The 17,754-nt window shown below is 69.1% G+C and carries 16 protein-coding genes; 1 reads left to right on the top strand and 15 read right to left on the bottom strand.

What is annotated here, in order from left to right; translation table 11 throughout:
- Positions 1 to 588 precede the first annotated feature (588 nt).
- Positions 589 to 1,548: a thermonuclease family protein gene (locus tag Vau01_RS48205; RefSeq protein WP_204007599.1), complete on the top strand. Its 960-nt coding sequence runs from the start codon at positions 589 to 591 to the stop codon at positions 1,546 to 1,548.
- A 165-nt stretch (positions 1,549 to 1,713) separates the two neighbouring features.
- On the opposite strand, the gene Vau01_RS48200 is transcribed toward Vau01_RS48205, so the two are convergent.
- The 15 genes from Vau01_RS48200 to Vau01_RS48135 form a co-directional block, all read right to left on the bottom strand.
- The gene (locus Vau01_RS48200; RefSeq protein WP_204007597.1) at positions 1,714 to 2,235 is read right to left on the bottom strand and encodes an NUDIX domain-containing protein; all 522 of its coding nucleotides are present in this window, start codon (positions 2,233 to 2,235) and stop codon (positions 1,714 to 1,716) included.
- A 373-nt stretch (positions 2,236 to 2,608) separates the two neighbouring features.
- Entirely contained in the window at positions 2,609 to 2,905 is a 297-nt protein-coding gene (locus Vau01_RS48195) for an acyl carrier protein (protein WP_204007595.1), read from the bottom strand.
- On the bottom strand, positions 2,902 to 5,364 hold the full coding sequence (locus Vau01_RS48190) for an aminotransferase class I/II-fold pyridoxal phosphate-dependent enzyme (RefSeq protein WP_204007593.1): 2,463 nt from the start codon (positions 5,362 to 5,364) through the stop codon (positions 2,902 to 2,904). Before Vau01_RS48190 ends, Vau01_RS48195 begins: the two co-directional genes overlap by 4 nt.
- On the bottom strand, positions 5,361 to 6,908 hold the full coding sequence (locus tag Vau01_RS48185) for an AMP-binding protein (RefSeq protein WP_204007592.1): 1,548 nt from the start codon (positions 6,906 to 6,908) through the stop codon (positions 5,361 to 5,363). The genes Vau01_RS48190 and Vau01_RS48185 overlap by 4 nt, the downstream gene beginning before the upstream one ends.
- Positions 6,909 to 6,947: 39 nt before the next feature.
- Entirely contained in the window at positions 6,948 to 8,894 is a 1,947-nt protein-coding gene (locus Vau01_RS48180) for a polysaccharide deacetylase family protein (protein WP_204007590.1), read from the bottom strand.
- 2 nt (positions 8,895 to 8,896) lie between these two features.
- Positions 8,897 to 9,679 carry a Rossmann-fold NAD(P)-binding domain-containing protein gene (locus Vau01_RS48175; RefSeq protein ID WP_204007580.1) on the bottom strand — a complete coding sequence of 261 codons (783 nt, stop codon included), beginning with the start codon at positions 9,677 to 9,679 and terminating at the stop codon, positions 8,897 to 8,899.
- A gap of 27 nt (positions 9,680 to 9,706) precedes the next feature.
- Entirely contained in the window at positions 9,707 to 10,813 is a 1,107-nt protein-coding gene (locus Vau01_RS48170) for an aminotransferase class I/II-fold pyridoxal phosphate-dependent enzyme (RefSeq protein WP_204007578.1), read from the bottom strand.
- Positions 10,801 to 11,802 carry a Gfo/Idh/MocA family protein gene (locus tag Vau01_RS48165; RefSeq protein ID WP_204007576.1) on the bottom strand — a complete coding sequence of 334 codons (1,002 nt, stop codon included), beginning with the start codon at positions 11,800 to 11,802 and terminating at the stop codon, positions 10,801 to 10,803. Before Vau01_RS48165 ends, Vau01_RS48170 begins: the two co-directional genes overlap by 13 nt.
- Positions 11,803 to 11,818: 16 nt before the next feature.
- Complete coding sequence (locus Vau01_RS48160) at positions 11,819 to 12,862, bottom strand: phosphotransferase enzyme family protein (protein WP_204007574.1); 1,044 nt, start codon at positions 12,860 to 12,862, stop codon at positions 11,819 to 11,821.
- A 39-nt stretch (positions 12,863 to 12,901) separates the two neighbouring features.
- A complete protein-coding gene (locus Vau01_RS48155; RefSeq protein ID WP_204007572.1) occupies positions 12,902 to 14,221 on the bottom strand; it encodes a glycosyltransferase family 2 protein in 1,320 nt (439 codons plus the stop codon).
- Positions 14,222 to 14,252: 31 nt separating this feature from the next.
- Complete coding sequence (locus Vau01_RS48150) at positions 14,253 to 15,161, bottom strand: glycosyltransferase family 2 protein (RefSeq protein WP_204007570.1); 909 nt, start codon at positions 15,159 to 15,161, stop codon at positions 14,253 to 14,255.
- A 4-nt stretch (positions 15,162 to 15,165) separates the two neighbouring features.
- On the bottom strand, positions 15,166 to 15,870 hold the full coding sequence (locus Vau01_RS48145) for an HAD family hydrolase (protein WP_204007568.1): 705 nt from the start codon (positions 15,868 to 15,870) through the stop codon (positions 15,166 to 15,168).
- Positions 15,871 to 16,033: 163 nt separating this feature from the next.
- Positions 16,034 to 16,852, bottom strand: a complete 819-nt coding sequence (locus Vau01_RS48140; protein WP_204007645.1) for an SAM-dependent methyltransferase — start codon at positions 16,850 to 16,852, stop codon at positions 16,034 to 16,036.
- A 126-nt stretch (positions 16,853 to 16,978) separates the two neighbouring features.
- Positions 16,979 to 17,209 carry a helicase associated domain-containing protein gene (locus Vau01_RS65440; RefSeq protein WP_373320423.1) on the bottom strand — a complete coding sequence of 77 codons (231 nt, stop codon included), beginning with the start codon at positions 17,207 to 17,209 and terminating at the stop codon, positions 16,979 to 16,981.
- Positions 17,206 to 17,460, bottom strand: a complete 255-nt coding sequence (locus Vau01_RS48135) for a GTP cyclohydrolase I (protein WP_204007566.1) — start codon at positions 17,458 to 17,460, stop codon at positions 17,206 to 17,208. The genes Vau01_RS65440 and Vau01_RS48135 overlap by 4 nt, the downstream gene beginning before the upstream one ends.
- Positions 17,461 to 17,754 lie beyond the last annotated feature (294 nt).

Genomic DNA, 17,754 nt, shown 5'->3' with positions numbered 1-17,754 from the left:
CGGACGCCTCGGACACGACCACCGAGGTGGCCGCCTGAGGGCAGTTGGTGCCGGCCTTCGGGTGCCCTCTTCTGGACCGCTCTCATGAACTGCAGGAGAGCGACGACGCGGACTTGTACCTCCAAAGGCCTCCCAAGGGCGGCGATTTGAAGGGACCATGCCTGATCATGTCGATCGTCGAACCGGCGTCACGGCCCCGTCGATGGATCTGGCCATCCACTCTTCCAGCTGCCACCGGCGCGGTTCGCTCGCGAACTCACCGACGGCTGGTGTGCGGGGACTGTGAACGGCGCCGACGAGCGTCCTGGGGAGGCTCTCCTCGTCGGGACCGCGAACGGACGGTATCAGTCGGATCGAGCGTGACGGGAGCACCGCGTCGATGCCCGCACCGTTCGTCTCGGGTCGACCACCGAGCTGATCAACGCCGGCGAGATGGCATCAAGCCGCTGGCAGGAGTACACGGCGCCTGCGTCGCGAACGCGCTGTCGGGGATCGGACGCGGGTTTGCCAGACCGGCGCGTTCTCCGGTTCTACGCTGCGACGTATCCCGGGTGGTTGGTCTGGTGATGGGTTGATCGGGAGGTCGGCATGGCGAACGCGATCCGGCAACTGGACTCCGGCCTCGTCGTCGGCACCGCGCTGCTGGGCCGGCATGGCGCCGGTCGGGGCAGCGTGGCCGAACAGGTCCATGACGGGGACACCGTCACCGTCGAGGCCGACGGCAACTTCGGGGTCCGGTTCCTCGGCGTCGACGCCCCCGAAGTCAGCTGCAATCTCCCCGGCACCAAACGGCCGTTCCTGCCGATCAACGATCCCCGCTGGCAGAAAGTGCTGACCGACCCGTTCGCCGCCGACCTGCCACCGTTCGGCACGCCGCTGGACCACGCCCTGCGCCACCGCATCACCGACCTGGCCGCGCCCGATCTCGCCGACAATCACGCCCGCCACGGCGCCGCCGCCACCCGCGCACTGGAAAGCCTCGTGGCCGGCGACCTGACCGCCCTCGGCCACACCACGCAGACGTTCCGGTTCTTCATCGCCTTCGCCGGCGAGGTCATGGACCGCTACGGCCGCCTCCTGGGCTACCTGCACCCCAGCCAGCCCGACACCCCGGCCGGGCAGCGGCTGCTGTCCTACAACGAACGGCTCCTCCAACTCGGCTGGGTCACCCCGTACTTCATCTGGCCCAACATCAACCCGTTCCGCGCCGCCCCGTCGCTGCTCGACGCCGTCCCCCAACCCGGCACCGCCGCCGACCTCGCCACCACCGTCCCGGCCCTCCGCAACGCCAGGACCTGGACCCAGAACGCCCGTAGCCAGCACCTCGGCCTCCACGAAGCCGGCGACCCGCTGCGGCTACAGCCCTTCGAACTGCGGTTCCTCGCCCGCCGCCAACCGCCGGACCGGTGGGTCCTCGACCTCAGCCGCAACGATCGGCGCCTCGTCCCGCCCCAGGGATACATCGACATCGTCTATCCCGAGGACCGGCTCCTCATCCCCGCCGAATACGTACCCCTGTGGCAACACCACGGCTGGCAACTCGGCTGACTCCAGTCCGATGGACGGCAACTGTTGACCACGAATCGGCCATGGAAACAGTGGTCTTGCAATGGTGCCCCGCACGGCAGGTAAGACACCGAACCGCGGCAGAAGTGGATCGCGTTCGAAATGGGCAAGTTCGTCGTGGGCCGAGTGGATGAGCTTCGATCGTCGTCATGTCGGGGCACCGAGGGTAGCGATGGTGGTCGCGCCAGTGGTCGTGTGGTTGGTGACAAGGTCGTCGATGTGGTCGAAGAGCAGCACGGCGCGGCGTCGGCTGCTGTCGAACATGTGGAGGCTGGCCAGGTTGTCCTGGCTGAACCAGCCGAACCGCAATTCCGCAGGGGTGTCCGGCTGGTTTCCAATAGCTACGGCGACGTACAGGTGGTCGACGTGGATGTGTGGGTGTGGGTAGCGGGGTTCGGCTGGCACGCACGGTTCGGTGATCCAGACCGGCATGGGTACGCCGAGGGCGGCGGCGGTCAGGCCGTTGGAGTGCGTGGTGACCAGTTGCGTGGTCCAGCCGGTCTCCTCGCGGGTCTCCCGTACCGCGGTTTCGGCGGGGTTCTCATGCGGTTCGACGTGGCCGCCGGGCAGCATCCAACGGTGCAGACGTGTGTGGTGGATCAGGCCGATACGCCAGTCGTCGTCTTGGCGTGCGAAGAGGAAGACACTGGCGGTGGCGTGCTTGAGCATGGTTGTCACCTTCCCAATGGCGTCGTAGTTGAGGATGGGTCGCCCGTGCCCGACACGAATGCGGACGCTGCTGTCGTGGCCGGGTTACGGCCCAATGCTGGTCGACCGTTGCGCGTTGGCTGCGGGTGAGGGAGCTGGCGCTGTCGCCGGGTTTGGCCATTCGGTTCCGGTGATGGCGAAACGGTCGGTTGGAGCGGCGCGTCCAGGAGTTGTCGAGCACGCGTGTCGAGCCGTGGCCTACTGGACCGGTACGCATCCGCGGGCGGTGTCGACAACGTTTGGTACACGGCGATGAGCACCTTCATTCGTAGCTCCGTGATCGGAAGCGTGTGGGTGAAGTACCGTTGGGTGACAGCGTGGCCAGTCGCTGCTTCTACTCGCGGCGGTTGCGGTGAGGGCCGCTCGGCGCACCGGTCGCGACGATCTGTGCGATTCCGGCGACCGTGACGAACCGTGGGTCGAACAACTGCTCTTCAGTGAATGCGACGCCGAACTGCTGTTCGATGTAGGTGGTGAGGGCGACGATGCCGAGTGAGTCGATGTATCCGGAGTCGAACAGTTCCGAGTGCGGCCCGAACGTGGTGTCCGTCGCCGGTATTCTGCCAATCTCGCGGACGAGCTGTTCCAGACTGGATTCGGCATTGGCCCGGGTGGCATCGACGGTGTTCATGTGGCCTCCATGGGGAATCGGCTGGGGAATCGGTACACACCGGCTCGGATTCGGCCGCGCAGCGACCGAGGCTCGGTCACACCGATCGCCGCGCAGAATTCGTGTTCGAGTCGGGTGCCGACGTGTCCGGCGTCCACCAGGAGGGGAAGGATTCCCGTGGTCGCGGTGGGGCCGCCGATCTGGGCTCGGGCCTTGGGCCGGTCGTAGGAATCGTCGGGCAGCAGCGGGCCGGCCAGGCCGCGGATGATCTCGGGTTTGGGCACGGTCGCCGGGACCTGGAGTAGCTGGTCGGCGATCTGCCCGTAGGGCTGGACGGCGACGAGGCCGTGGGCGGCGAAGACGCCGATTTCCCGGTCGCCGCATTGCAGACCACGGACGAGGCTGGTCCGGGCTTGCTCTGGTGGCACGTTGGGCAGCGTGTAGAAGTCGTGTCCGCGGTAGCGGATGGGTGTGTAGTCGCCGAGGAGTTCGTTCATGAGGTCGCCGGTGAACACGAGAGCCGGCCCATCTATACCGGTCAGGTCGGCGGCGATGGCTTCGGCGAGGATCTCGTTGACGATGGCGCAGTGGATGTTGAAGTCGCGCCAGTCCTGCCCGTGCCGGTATGCCCGTGGTAGGACGGCGAGGATCTTGTCGGCGTCGGCGGTGACGAGCCGGAACGGGATGTCCAGCCAGTGGGCGAGCCGTTCGGCGGCGACCGCGTCCGGGCTGAGTTGCCCGGTGTGGTCGTCGAAGGCGTAGGTGTAGGCGACGACGATGGCGAAGTGAGTGCGTACGAGCGCGGCGATGAGGCCGCTGTCCAGCCCACCGGACAGGCACACAGCGACGGCGGCGCAGGGGTGGGCTGCCGCGGCTGCCTCGATGTGCTGGCTGAGCCGGTCCCGCGCCTGCCCCAGATGGTGCCGCGGTTCATTTGCTGCGGGGCCGGTCGGGAGGTGGTGATGGCGGTTCAGTCGGATCGTTCGGGCGTGCAGGTCGACGACGGTGGCCGTGCCTGCGGGGACGGCGTAGATCGCCTCGAACGGGATACCGGCTCGGACGAGGTCGGCGAGGTAGTTCGCGGCGACGACGCCACGGTCCGGGTGGATGGCGAAGTACAGCTTGTTGAGCCCGAGCCGGTCGCGGGTCAAGACCACGGTGTGGCCGTTGCGATCCGCGGTGGTGAACCGGCCGCCGCCAGCGAGGTCCTCCGGCGTGAGGGCCGGACCCGCGTCGGTGTAGATCACCCTGAAGGTGGCCGCCGACCAGGCCACGTTCGCGACCGGCAGGAACTTTTCCAGCATGATCAGCCACCCGAATCGGTGTTGAGGTCGGCGAGAACGTCGAGCGCGTGGTCGAGGGCAGTGCCGTCGGTGTTCAGGGCGATCCGGAAGTGGCCGGGTTCGTGGAACAGCCGCGACGGCATGACCAGGACGCCCTGGTCGGCGGCGAGCCGGACGTACTGGCCGTCGTCGGCGACGGGGGCGCGGACGTAGACGAAGTGGGTCGCGGCGGCGTCGATGGACCTGGTAGCCGGCCTGGTGGAGCCGGTGTCGGGCGTGGTGCTGAAGGTTGGCCAGCGGCCCGAGGTCGGGTGTGAACGGGCTCAGCGCAGTGATCAGGTGCTGGGTGAGCGCGGTCGGTGCGCAGTAGCCGGTCACCCGCATGGCGAGCGCCAGCCGGTCACGCAGGCTCTCTCGCTGTGCGATGTCGGGGTGGATGGCGAGGTAGCCGGTCCGTTGGCCCTGCATCTGCCAGGCTTTGCCGAAGGAGCAGACGCTGACGGTCTGCGGGTAGATGTGCGCCGGAGTGAGCAGGTCCTGGCCGGTCCAGATTTGATCACGGTGAGTCTCGTCGTTGATCAACAGTGGTGGTCGGCCGTGGATGTCCCCGAGCCGGGTGAGCAGGGCCGCCAGCGCGGTGATCTCGCCGGGCTGGTAGCAGACGCCGGTGGGGCTGGCGGGCTGGCTGATGATCATTCCACGTGTGTGCGGCGTCCAGGCCCGTTCGATCGCGGCCAGGTCCAGGTGTTTGCGGTCGTCGCTGCTGACCAGGTCGGAGGCGAGGCCGAGATTGGTGACGTACAGCGGGTAGTCCATCCAGCAGGGTGTGACGAGCAGGATCCGGTCCGGCGGGTCGAACAGGGTCGACAGGGCGAGATTGAGTGCGGCCGTGGCGCCCGGGGTGAGGATCACGTCGCGGTACAGGTAGGGCACGCCGTGCTGTTCGGCCAGCACGGCGGCGACGCGTCGGCGGGCGGTGGTGAACCCTCCGAACGGGCTGTAGCGAAGGTCGTCGACAGTGGCCCGGGCGGCGAGGTCGGCGAGGGTTCGATATGGGCGGTCGTCAAGGTGGAAACGCGGGTTGGGGTAGGACAGATCGACCGCGCGGGAGCCGAACCGGCGCAGGGTGTCGGTGTGTAGTCGCGCGAACTCATCCAGCGGCGCGGCCAGGTCCCGGATCTCGGCCTTGCTGGTCATGGCTGCACCGTCGCGGCGGTGGTCAGCTGAGTGGCGATCTGCGTAGTGAGGTGCGCCCGGACCGCGGACCGGTCGGTCTTGCCGGTTGACGTCGTGGGCATGGTGTCCCTAGCGACGATCTCGTGGGGCTGCATGTGCGGGGCCAGCTCGTCGCGGCAGTACGCCCGCAGATCGCCGAGGGTGGCGCCGCCGCTCAGGAGCACGGCCGCCACCAGGTGGGGATCGGGGCCGCCGGTGGTAACGGCGACGACGGCTTCGGTCACCATCCCCGAGGCGCGGACTTCGGCCTCGATCTCGCTGGTGGTGACGCGGATGCCGCGGGACTTGAACAGCTCGTCGCGCCGCCCGACGTAGTAGAGGTAGCCGTCGGTGTCGGCCTTCACGTAGTCGCCGGAGTACACGACGGTCTCGGCCGGACCGACGTCGCGGAAGCCGGCCGGTTGGTGCGGGTGGGGTCCGAACACGGCTGCGGTCGCGTCCGGGTCGTGCCAGTAGCCGAACGCGACGGTGGGTCCGCGGTGGACGAGTTCACCGACAGCGCCGGGTGGGCAGGGGCGGCCGTCGTCGTCGATGACGAGGACTTCGGTGTTGGGGATGGCCTTGCCGATCGAGGTGGGCCGGTCGGCGACCTGGGCGGGGTCGAGGTAGGTGGAGCGGAACGCCTCGGTCAGCCCGTACATGAGGTAGATGTCGAGGTGGGGTTGCGCGGTGCGGATCTTGTCGATGGTGGCCGGCGCGAGCGGCCCTCCGGAGTTGGTGATGTAGCGCAGCGCCGGCAACCGAGACTGCCGAAACGGGGAGCCGGAGCCGGTCAAGGCAACCCACAGGGACGGCACGCCCGCGAGGCCGGTCACGTCGGCCGCGGCGAGGGTGCGGCAGATGTCCGGGCCGAAGGTCGAGCGTTGGATGACCACGCTGCCGCCGGCGGCGAACGTGGCGAGCACCTGGTTGAGTCCGTAGTCGAAGCTCCACGGCAGAATCGCCATCGTGCAGTCCCGGCTCTCCAGATGCAGGTAGACGGCGACGATGCCGGCGCCGGCGAGGAGGTTGTCGTGGGTGACGGCCACACCTTTCGCGGTGCCGGTGGAGCCCGAGGTGTAGATCAGCCCGGCGAGGTCCCGGCCGATCCGCGGCACCGCCGTGAGCAGCGGGGATTCGCGGAGCGTGGAAATGTTCACGATCGCCGCGTCGGGCAGGTCGATGTCGCGCAGCAGCTTGTGGTGGCGGGTACTGGTGCACACCAGGCGAGCACCGGCGTGGGCGACGATGTGCGCGACCTGCCGGGGTCGCAGCTGGTCGTGGACGAACACCGGAACAGCGCCGGCCAGGTGGGCGCCGAAGTACACCGCGAGCGCATCGACCCCGCGAGGCAGGAGGATCGCGACCCGGTCGCCGGGGTCGACACGGCGGGCGAGCAGGCTGGCGCAGCGGCGGGCACGCTCGTTCAGTTCGCCGTAGGAGATCCGGGTGTGCCCGTCGATGACGGCGGTGCGCGCGGGCGTACGGGCGGCGCTGGCGGCGAGGATGTCTGCGACGGTGTACACAGCTGGGCCCATCGGGTACGTGGATGGATGCATGGCCGGCTACCGGATCAGCAGATCGCCGGTGCTGGCGGTCTCGTGGAAACGCAGCCGCGGCCACCGCGCCGTGAGGTCGTCGATAGCGGCGGTGTCGACCCCGAACTCGGCCAGGCGGGCGCGGTTGAAGTGGTAGAAGTTCGTCGCGCGGGCCGTCGTCGCCCGGAACCGGATCGCGAGGTCGTCGGCAACGGCACGGCTGCTGGTTTCGACCTCGATGGTGTGGGCGAGGTGGCCACGGGCGCTGTCCTGCACGGCGGCGACGAGCCGGGCGTAGCCGAGGGTGGACGGCGCATACCAGTCGGCAATCTCGATCCGGCCGCCGCGTTGCAGCGTGACCGCGTAGGCCACCGGTTCGGCCCGGCGGAACAGCACCACGTACCGGCAGGTCGCCAACGGGTAGGACTCGTACCGCCACTGGTAGAAGGTGCGGTCGCGGGCCACGGTGAAATCCGCCTCGCGGCCTATCGCGTCCACCAGCGGGTTGATCGTGGCGTCGAAGGTGGCCCATTCGTGTAGACGGTCCAGCCGCGCGACGTCGGCGGTGTCGGTGGCAAGGCTCAGTCGCCAGACCGGGATCTGGTGCCAGCTGCGGAACGCCGCCGCGGCGACCGGGCTCGGGTGGTACACGCCCACGACCGGCTCGCGGGCGGTCATCCGCTGCACCAGCGTGCCGGCCGCGGTGTTGTGCGCCTCGGGCAGCTTGCGCCAGCTGGCCAGGTAGACCCCGGGGACGGTGTGGGCGCCGATCCGGAAGGTGGCGTGGAAGTTGTAGGCAGTCGCCTCGATCCGACCGTCGCGGTCCACCGCGTAGTAGTCCGGCCGGGTCCCCTTGGCCGGGTTGGTGGTGAACTGGTAGCGGTAGAAGTCGACGTTGGAGGCGTAGTCCTTGCCTTGGCGGGCCAGCATCTCGAATCGGGTGGCGGGGTGCGGGTCGCTGGATTCGACGATCGTGACCGGGTCGCTGTGGATCCGCGCCGGGAGTTGCCCGACCGCGGCCGTAGCTGCCTGCTTGGCCAGCGCACGGGTGCGGGTGACGAACTCGTCGATGGTGGTGGGGGCGTGCAGGCGGACCAGGTGCAGAACCTGTGCGTGGTACGGCGCGGTGACCAGCGTGGCCGCTATGGTGGCGACATCGCCGACCCACAGGATGCCGTGGTAGCCCAACGGATGCACCACATCGAGGCAGTCAATGGCCAGCCGCTGATCCAGGCGCCCGAACGGGATGGTGAGCCAGCGCGGCGGCGCCCCGAGCTGCTCGCGGAGCAGGTGATGCGCCGTGGTGATGTCCTCGGCGATCCGGTCCGGGGCCAGCGCGGCGAGGTTGGCATGGCTGGCCGTGTGGTTGGCGATGGTGACCAGCGGATGGCAGGCCAGGTCGCGGATGCGCTCCCACGACAGGTAGCCGGAGCCATCGAGGAACGGGCGGGCGAGCGGTTCGATGCTGGCGAGCAGCGGGTCGATCAGCGTGTCGACGACCAGGTCCGGGTCGAGGTCGTCGCGTTTGGTGACGTGGTAGAACGACACCGGTTCGCCGTCGCGGACCGCATTCCTCACCGTGTCGGGGAACGCGGCCCGGACCGCGGCGCGGACCGTGCCAGGGTCGGCGTACCGGCCGACGCAGTAGACCTTGTCGCGGGTGCCCCAGCCGGCCGTGGCGAGCCGCGTGCACACCGACACCGTGACCGGCAGCTGCCGGTCCAGCATCAGCTGGATCCCGGTCATCGCCGCTGCGGGCACGTCGTCGAACGAAACAACGAAGTTCATCTCACCGAGGCCGCGGCAGTTACGAACGTCGTCGAGGCTCACAATGGTTCCGTGCTGCTGCATGTGGTCCAGCTGGGCGCGGAAGACGTCGGTGGGCACGGTGTGCAGCCGGTGCAACGGATTCCCGGCGTCGACAGGGCCGATGCGGTGGTAGTTGACGGCGATGACCGTGTGGGCGTGCGGCATGGTCAGTCTCCGGCCCGCATGCGGGCGTTGCTGCGCACGACCTGCGCGAGCAGGTCTGGGCGGTAGCCGGCCGCGGTGGCAGCGTGGATGATGGCGTCGGTGTCTTTGGGCAGGCATTTGCCGGCGTAGCCGCGGTCGGCGGGGAATACCGCGGTGTGCATGGGTTCGACCCGAGGGTCGAGCAGCCACCCTTCGCGCACGGTGTGCCAGTCCGCGCCGAACGCCTGGCAGATCTCGTAGAACTCGTTGACGAAGGTGACCTTCGTGGCGAAGTAGGTGTTCTCCATGTACTTGATGACCTCGGCTTCCCGCGCGGTGCATTGGAAGTAGGTCTTCGACGGTCCGAGCACGGGCAGGAACGCGTCGATGAAGTAGCCGCGGGCCTCGGGCGGTCCGCCGACGATGACGAACGGAACAGCGGCGGCCGAGTCGACCCAGAACGGCTGGTGGTAGGTGCTCTCGCCGACGTACTCGGGGCTGAAGCAGATGCTCTTGCCGGTCGCGTCGGCGAGGTGGTCGGTGGTGCCGGGCGGGACGGTTGACTTCAGCAGGATCCGCTGGGTCGGCAGCCGCTTGACCGCGTCGATGACGTTGCTGGTGTCGCAGGCGCCGGCCGCATCGGGTGGGGTGTTGACGCAGACGACGGCGAAGTCACAGGCGGTCAGGGCGTCGTGCGGGTACGGCTGGGCGTCGGTTACGTCGAACGTGACGAGGTCGGCGTGATGCTGGAACAGGTCGTACATGGTGGCGCCGACGTGTCCCATCCCGATGATGCCGATCTTCATGGGTGGCTCCGTTCAGATCATGGAGGTTCAGGTCATGCGGTTCAGGTCGGGGCGAGTCGCCGCTACGCGGCTTACCGGTGCGGCGGCGGTGAAGGCTTCGAGGCGGCACGCGACGGCTTGGCGGGTCAGCCGCTCCGCGTTGGGGCAGGCGGTGGCGTAGCGGGCCAGATGCCCGGCGTCGTACGTCGGGCGGTAGTGGTAGCGGGTGGTGTCGACCTCGATGCCGCGTTCGTCGAGGCCGGCCGCCAGTTGTTTGGCGTCCTGTTCGTCCGGACAGATCGCGACGATGCCATAGCGGCCGTGTTCGGCCACGGTGCTCGCCTGCTTCGCTTCGGTCCACCCGATCCCGGCAGCGGCGAAGGTGTCGGTGGCGGTGGTCCGCAGTGCGGTGAGGTGGGCGCGGAGCCGGTCGGCGTGCTGGACCTGGGCCAGGCACCAGGCCGCGCCCAGCGCGTTGATCTTGAAGTTGACGCCGAAGCCGGCCCCGAACGCGCCGGTCGCGGTGAGCCGCCGCCCGTCGAAGGCGGTGTGCTGCCCGAAGTTGCGCAGTTGGACCACGCCGTCGGCCAGGTGTCGGTGGTTGGTAAGGCACACGCCGCCTTCGCCGGCCTTGAACGGTTTGCGTCCGTGCAGGCTCAGGCAGACGATGTCGGCCGCTGCGCACAGCCCGTCGCGTAGGCGCAGGAACGGTGCCTGTGCGGCGTCGACGATGACCGCGACGCCGTTGCGGCGCAATGCGTCGAGGGTGGCTGGTTGTTCGTCCCAGTAGCCCCACATCGGCACGAGCACCGCTGCCTTCACTCCGTGGTCGATGGCGTGGGCGGCGGCCTGTGGGTCGATGCCGAACGATGACGGGCCGGCGGTGTCGCAGAAGAGGGGGTGAGCGCCGAGGGCCGTCACGGCGAGCCCGGTCATGGCCGGTGCGAGGGCGGAGACCGCGACGGCGTCGCCGGGGCGTATCCCGGCGGCCCACAGCGCGCAGATGAGCGCGGCGGTGCCGCTGGAGGTGCACAACGCGATCCGTGCGCCGAGGAGGTCGGCGAACGCGGTTTCCAACGCGCCGACGACCTCGGTGTTGCCGGAGCCGCCTTGGTTGATCGCCGCGGTCAGGTTGGTGTGGGTCAGCTCGTCCATGGCACCTCCCAGGAGGTCAGGAGCTGGTCGAAGGCGTGGTAGGCCGGCAGCAGGTCGGTAAGAATGGCGGCCCTCCCGCCAGCGGGGTCCGGTTCGCCGAGCACCCGCGCCTTGAACGCGGCCAGCTCGGTGGCGTAGCCGGCGGCGGTGTAGCCGACATTGGTGGGTGAGCGCCGCCACAAGACGCGGGCGCCGGGATAGTCGGCCACGTCGGGTTGTCCCCCGCCGGGCAGGTACAGCAGTTCGGACAGATTGCGCAGGCTCAGCAGGTCGCCGCTGTCGCAGAAGACGTCCAGCTCGTGGTACAGGCCGGCGGCGCTGGACCCGAACGACGCCTCGATGCGGGTGCCCGAGTCGTGGTCTTCGCCGACCACGACGCACAGCCGGCCCCGGTTGACCCGCACCCGTTGACCGCTGATCGCCGTGGCCGCCGGTGCCAGGGTCAGCGCGAGGTCGATGGCGTGGATGCCTTGGGCGTAGAACAGGCTGGCCTCCATCGACAGGCCGGGCCCGAACGGTTGTAACGGCTTGCGGGCGACCTGGACGACACGGACATACGTCGGCTGTCCGTGCCGTCCGGTGTCCAGACGCCGCAGGAGTTCCTGGACCCCTTCGGCGCAGCGGAAGTTCATACCCACGGCGCACACCCGGTCGGCGGCGTCGACCTGCCCGACGAGGTCACGTAGCTGCGCGAGGTCGGTCGCCGGGGGTTTCTCGACGAAGACGTGCAGGTCCTTGCCGATGGCCCAGGCGACGTGGCCGGCATGTAGCGCCACGGGCAGGGCGATGATCGCCGCGTCGAGGTGCAGCGTCGGGGCCTCGTCGAGGCAGCCGTAGGCGTGCGGGACGCCCCACTGCTCGGCCAGTGCCTTGGCCTTGTCCAAATCGGTGTCGACCAGACCCACCGGTTGGATCCCGGCGGTCAGTGCGGCCGGGAGCAGCACCTCACCCCCGTGGCTGCCGCAGCCCACGATCAGTGCGCGCACCACGGCCACCTCCTTCTCCTCAGTCGGGGCTGTCGGATTCGTCGTCGGATCCGCTGTCGGATCCGCTGTCGGGCCACAGCGGCGGTTGGTTCGCCGGGTCGCGGTCTGCGGCGTTCGATTGCCGGGCGGTGCGGATGCCGAGCGGGTCGCTGCGGGTGCGTCGCCGCCTGGCGATCCACCAGGACGCCACCGCGTCGGCGGCACGCCGGTACTCGTCGATGTCGTAGACGGTGCCCAGCCGCGCGGTCTCTTCGTTGAGCAGCACCGCCAGCCCTTCCAACGCGACGAGTTCGGTGTCGGCCAGCGGGCGCACGGACTCGTAGCCTTCGATGAGTTGGGTGGTCTTGCGGGCCTGGAACCGCACCTGTTCGCCGCCGCGGAACATGCCGGTGGCGATCAGCTTGGCCAGGTCGAACACCGGCGGGGCGAACATCACCTTGTCGAAGTCGATGAACCCGAACCCGTCGACGGTGGCCACGACGTTGCCCCAGTGCATGTCGCCGTGGATGGGCTGCGGCGCCATCCGCTCGGTCTGGGTGGACAGCCACGCGAAAATCCGGTCGCGCCACAGGTGCCGGGCGACGTACCAGGTCGGCAGCTGCTGTTCGGTCGGCGGTACCGGGCTGCGTTCGAAGCTCAGCCGCCGGTCGGTCAGGTCGACCGCCGAGCCGGCCAGGTCCAGATGCAGCCGCGCCAGGTGTTGCCCGAGCAGACCCATGTCGGCCTTGCGGGGAGTCCCGATACCGATCCAGGTGCACAGGTGGACCGTCCACGTCCGCTCGCCGGCCTCCAGCCGGTCGGTGGCCACCGTGGTCGGGCACGCCACCGACTGCACCCCGTCGACCAGGGTGGCGATCCGGCGGATGAGTTCCAGCGGCTTGGGTGTCAGCCGCAGTGCCATCGCGGGTCGCTCGTCCTCTTTGGTGACGCCCTTCCACACCGTGGCCTGGGTGGCGCCGGCCGCCGGGGTGAAGGCGTACCCGTCGAGATCGACGCCCTGCTCGCCTAGGCAGCCGATCGCCTGCGCGAGCAACCGGTCCGGATCGGTGGATACCTCAGCCATGCTGTTCTCCTGTCACCGTCTCCTGGTCACCGTTCCTGGTCACCGTGGCGTCTTCGCCGGAGCTTGTTGCCTACGCCGTAGATGGCTGGCCACCGCTGGCCAGAAGGCCAGCCCTTCGACCGGCCACGACATCGCCGCGCCGACCAGCCTGGTGCCGAGCCGGGTGGGTTTGCTGCCGGTGCCGGGCAGCGCGAGGGCCGGCACCACGGGATGCATCAGCAGCCCCACCAGCCGTAGCACGTCGCCGCTGGTCGGGCCACGTCGGGCAACGCCGGCGGTCACCACAGCGACGCCAGCCACGACGGCGGCGGTGCTCAACCCCCACGTCACCGGGATGGTGGCGTGCGCGGCGCGAAGGGCCGCCACTTCGCGGTCGGTGAGGCGCAGGTGGCCGTGCTGGCGGCACCACGCCACCGTGGCGCCGAAGTTGAGCAGCCCGCGCATCCACGCCGTCTGCTGGGTGATCAGGTCCCGGCCGGTGCGGGGAACCTCGGCGTCGTCGCGGCTGGCGAGCAGGCCGATCGGTTCGGCCCGTAGCCGGCAGATCCAGCCCAGCAGCAGCCCGTCGGCATAGGCGAAGTCGGGGAAGCCGCCGATGTCGTCGAGGAAGTCCCGGCGGACGAACTCGCCGTGCCCGAACGTCGAGTACGGCGTGACCGTGGCCCGCCAGGAGCGGTTACGGGCGCCGCGGGTGTTGCGGGCGAAGTAGTGCGAGCGGGTCCACCAGGTTTGCAGGACCGCGTTGCCGGCGGCGACCGCCCCGGCTCCGGGCCGGTCCGGCACGACGTAGTCCGCCAACTGCTGGAACACGCGGGTGTCCGGTTCGGCACGGATCTGCTGGGCGAGTTCGGTGAAGGTGGTGTCGGCTGGGCGGGAGTCGGCGTTGTACACCCCGATCCACGTCGTGCGCGCCGCCCGACCGGCCGCGCCCCCGTCGGTGCAGTCGTCGGTGCTGTCGTCCGTGGCCACAGCCGGGCGGGTGGTCTGGCGGACTGCGAGGTTGAGCTGCGCGGCCCGGAACTGGGTCACCTCGTCGCAGTGCAGGTGCACCACCCGCTCGGGATTGCCGAGGGCGGCCAGTTCCGCGGCCACGATGTCGGGTGTGGTTGGGTCGCGACCCGGCTGTTCCTTCGCGGTGGTCACGAACACGACCTGGTCAACCGTGGTCCGTGCGGCCAGGTGATGCCAGAACCGGACGGTGTCGGCGGCGATGTCCTGCTCCAGGTACAGCGGCACCACACAGACGATCCGCAGGCCGCGGTCCACCGGCTGATCACCCGCGGCGAGGCCGGCCAGCCGTGCCCGGCTCCAGCGCCCGCTGCGGATCACCGTAGCCAGTTCCAGCGCACGGCGAGCCATCAAGGCCACAACGAGCCCGGTGACCGCGTGGTCAGCGAACCGAGACCAGCGAGCGGGCGTATCCGACGCCATGAAGCACCTCCTGACATGTCAACACGATTGCCGCCCGAGTACGACCGGCGGTGATCCGGCGGATCCGGTGAACCACGTTGTTCCACAACACGTTGGTGACGATCGCCGCCGCGACCCGGCCGGGCGCGTCCTGCGGATACCGGCGCCGCGACCACAGCAGGCCGCGGGCCCGGCCGCTGCGGTAGCAGCGACGCAGGTACTCACCGAACGTCGCCGGGTGGTCGTGGCGGATAGTCATGCCGGCCAGCAACACGCCCCGCCGGTGCAGATCAAGCCGGCGGCCGAGTTCGACATCGCTGTACGCCGGCAGCGCCTCGTCGAAACCTGCGGCGTCGACCACCGCCTGGCGCCGGTAGGCGCTGTTGCCACCGTTGACGTAGGGCGGGCCGATCAGGTCACCGTCAGCCGAGCCGTCGACGTACCAGGCGCCGAACGCCTCCCGGTAGTACACCTGGTCGCGCAGCTGCGCGTACACGTTCTGCTGGTCCGAGCCGATCACCCGACCACCGAAGGCGATCATCTGCGGATAGGTGGACGGTGCCGCGACGACGCTGGACACCCATCCCGGCATCGGCACCGCGTCGTCGTCGAGGAACGCCACGGTCTCGCCGCAGGCGTGCCCGATACCGATGTTCCGGGCCCGCGCGATGCCGTGCCTCACCGTCAGGTGGACACATCGATACCGTCCGGCGCCGTCGATCCAGTCGTACGGCTCGCAGCCATCGAAGACCAGCACCACTTCTGTCGTGAGGTCGGGATCGTCCCCGAACTGGGCGTCCGGCGCCGCGCACAGGCGTCGGCAGCTGTCGCTGCGCCCGCGGGTGGTGACCACCACGCTCAACCCCATGCCGGACCGGGTCGGTGTCATACGCTCACGCCCAGGGCCGCCAACTCGCGCCGTAGACCGTCCGGGGTGCCGTACACGTAGCCACGCAGTCCCACGCCGCGGCCGGCCTCGACCCACGACGGGTGTCGTCGACGTACAGGGCGCGACCGGCGGCCACCGATGCCGTGGTGATCACGAACTCGTACGCGCGCGGGTCCGGCTTGGCCACGCCGATATCGGCCGAGCAGGACACCTCGTCGGCGAGCCCGCGGATGCGGTGATGGTCCAGGTCGTCCCACAGTCGGACGGTGGCGTTCGACAACAGCAGCATCCGGATACCGCTTCTTTTGGCAGCGGCCAGGATGTCCACCACAGGCTGGTTGAGCTCGCCGTGATACGTCAGCCAGTCCGCCACCGCGCCCTCTCCCACGAGCGCAGCCACCTGCCGGACCCATTCGTCGTAGTCCAGCTGCCCGACGGCCGCCAGCCGTGCCGGAGGCGTCTTCAACACCGCGTGCAGCAGGGCTCCGGCCGGGATACCGTACCGGCGTTCGATCTCCGCCGACCGGTCCGGCGAAAACAAGATCACCACATTGCCGACATCGCAGATGATCGTGTCGATGACGGCGTCACGGCAGCCGACGTCCACGATCTCGCCCTGTAACCGCAACGCCGGCTGCGGCTGCGGTGACGGAACGGGCGCGCCGGTCGACGCGCCCATCCCCGGTGCGGCCCCGTCGACGGCAGTCATAGCAGGCACCTCGATCCGGCCTGACAACACCCGCTGTGCGCAGTGCCGCGACTGCGTTGTACGGCTGTCGGCGAGAGAAGACCGCGCGAGGATCCCGCACAGCTGCGGCTGTTTGGCGGGTTGGAACCGGCTGCTGGACGTCGCGTCGCCACGGTCGTGTCGATCATGGTTTCCACGCCATCCCGCAGAACACGTCCACTTCGGCGGGAAGATCACCTTCGGAATCCGGTCGCCACCGGGTGCTGGAGACCACACCGGGCTCGACCAGTTCCAGGCCCTCGAAATACCCGGCGATTTCCTCTGGCCTGCGGGCGATGTACGGGGTGCCGGCTTCGATGGAGGCGCGGGTGGCCTCGTCGCGGGCTTCTGGGTTGATCACGTTCGTTCCGTCGTTGATCACCAGATAGCTTCCGGAGGGGACAGCGGCCACGAGCCGGTCGACGATCGCGCGAGCCTCGGCGTAGTCGACGATGTTGCCCAGGATGCCGAGCATCGTCAGGGCGATCGGCCGGGTGAAGTCCAGGGTCTCCGCCGCGTGCCGGAGGATGGTGTCCGGGTCGCGTACGTCGGCGTCGATGTAGTCGGTGGCGCCTTCGGGCGTGCTGATCAGCAGCGCCCGCGCGTGCACCAGCACCATCGGGTCGTTGTCGACGTAGACGATGCGCGCGTGTGGATCGGTACGCTGGGCGACCTCGTGCGTGTTGTCAGCGGTCGGCAGGCCCGTGCCGATGTCCAGGAACTGGCGTATCCCGGCTTCCCCGGCCAGGTACTGGATGGCGCGGACGCGGAAACCGCGGGATGCGCGGGCGATCGTCCGGATATCGGGGAAGAACTGTTCTATTTGGTCGCCGAGGGCACGGTCGGCAGCGAAGTGGTCCTTGCCGCCCTGCCAGTAGTTCCACACCCGCGCCGAGTGCGGCATCGACGTGTCGAACGTCTCGGGGATCTGGTCGTCGCTCGACGACGAGTCATGGGTGGTCATGGCGTACCTCTCTTGCGCGCTGCGCTTCGGCTGCTTCCCGGCCGGAGCCGGACAAACTCGGCGTCGTGGCCGTACCACGATTGACAGGGTCACTGGTCGGGTCACTGGCGGGGTCGCTGTCTGGGGTTACTGGCTGGGTCGGGTGTGTTCTGGTGGGTGGTTGTCCCAGTTCATGCCGAGGGCATCGAGCATGGTGATCACGTCGGCAGGTAAGCGTCCCTTTCGACGCAAGCTGCGGCATTCGTCGAGCCCGCCGTGGAGCGAGAACCCGTTGACGCGGCGACACATAGGCACGTCGGGGTGGCCTTCGCGGTCGTGGAATGCGCTCGCGGTGGCGAGGCCGCACGCCAAGTTCATCGGCGGTGTGCCGCAGCCAGGGTCGAGGGTGGTGAGCCGGTCCGCGCGGCTCGTTGCTGCGGTAGTAGCAACCGGTCGTTGCACAACGACGCGAACGGCACCGACCGACTGATCACCAGATCGTGGTGCCCCTCGTCGTTGGCGAACGTGGTGGCGTCGAACGGCTTCGGGCTGAGCAGGTCCCGGTACGAGGCGACCATGCGCTGCGCGGTGCGGCGGGTGTGCTCCGAACCTCCGTTCAGTCCGAGCACGGACAGCAAGTGACGTGGCCGCGGCGACCGCCGTGACGGCGTCGACGCGGTCGTTGGCTGTGGTCGCGACGGAGGACTGGTCGGCGTGGTGATGGTCATCGGGCTCCTCCAGTGAAGGTCCGATCGCTTGGGTCCGCTGCGGAGTCCGTGATGGGCTCACATTCGAGGCGACGCACAGGCGATGGCGGTCAAAGCGACCGCATGGATCTCTGGTCGTGAAGGTCAGGCATCGACCGGATTGCGCGTGTCGAACTGGGTTCGTGGGTAGATTCGACACAGCAGCGCTGAGTTCGT

Source organism: Virgisporangium aurantiacum, assembly GCF_016863635.1.
Taxonomy (GTDB): Bacteria; Actinomycetota; Actinomycetes; order Mycobacteriales; family Micromonosporaceae; genus Virgisporangium; species Virgisporangium aurantiacum.
The sequence above is the reverse complement of the archived record's forward strand: the minus strand, read 5'-3'. Positions and strand labels throughout refer to the sequence as shown.

What these genes read in the sequence shown, in the direction of transcription:
- Vau01_RS48190 (WP_204007593.1), bottom strand. Translation starts at nt 5,364, where the DNA reads ATGACCAGCAAGGCCGAGATCCGGGACCTGGCCGCGCCGCTGGATGAG.
- Vau01_RS48200 (WP_204007597.1), bottom strand. Translation starts at nt 2,235, where the DNA reads ATGCTCAAGCACGCCACCGCCAGTGTCTTCCTCTTCGCACGCCAAGAC.
- Vau01_RS65440 (WP_373320423.1), bottom strand. Translation starts at nt 17,209, where the DNA reads ATGAACTTGGCGTGCGGCCTCGCCACCGCGAGCGCATTCCACGACCGC.
- Vau01_RS48155 (WP_204007572.1), bottom strand. Translation starts at nt 14,221, where the DNA reads ATGGCTCGCCGTGCGCTGGAACTGGCTACGGTGATCCGCAGCGGGCGC.
- Vau01_RS48170 (WP_204007578.1), bottom strand. Translation starts at nt 10,813, where the DNA reads ATGGACGAGCTGACCCACACCAACCTGACCGCGGCGATCAACCAAGGC.
- Vau01_RS48140 (WP_204007645.1), bottom strand. Translation starts at nt 16,852, where the DNA reads ATGACCACCCATGACTCGTCGTCGAGCGACGACCAGATCCCCGAGACG.
- Vau01_RS48205 (WP_204007599.1), top strand. Translation starts at nt 589, where the DNA reads ATGGCGAACGCGATCCGGCAACTGGACTCCGGCCTCGTCGTCGGCACC.
- Vau01_RS48180 (WP_204007590.1), bottom strand. Translation starts at nt 8,894, where the DNA reads ATGCCGCACGCCCACACGGTCATCGCCGTCAACTACCACCGCATCGGC.
- Vau01_RS48195 (WP_204007595.1), bottom strand. Translation starts at nt 2,905, where the DNA reads ATGAACACCGTCGATGCCACCCGGGCCAATGCCGAATCCAGTCTGGAA.
- Vau01_RS48175 (WP_204007580.1), bottom strand. Translation starts at nt 9,679, where the DNA reads ATGAAGATCGGCATCATCGGGATGGGACACGTCGGCGCCACCATGTAC.
- Vau01_RS48145 (WP_204007568.1), bottom strand. Translation starts at nt 15,870, where the DNA reads ATGACTGCCGTCGACGGGGCCGCACCGGGGATGGGCGCGTCGACCGGC.
- Vau01_RS48150 (WP_204007570.1), bottom strand. Translation starts at nt 15,161, where the DNA reads ATGACACCGACCCGGTCCGGCATGGGGTTGAGCGTGGTGGTCACCACC.
- Vau01_RS48160 (WP_204007574.1), bottom strand. Translation starts at nt 12,862, where the DNA reads ATGGCTGAGGTATCCACCGATCCGGACCGGTTGCTCGCGCAGGCGATC.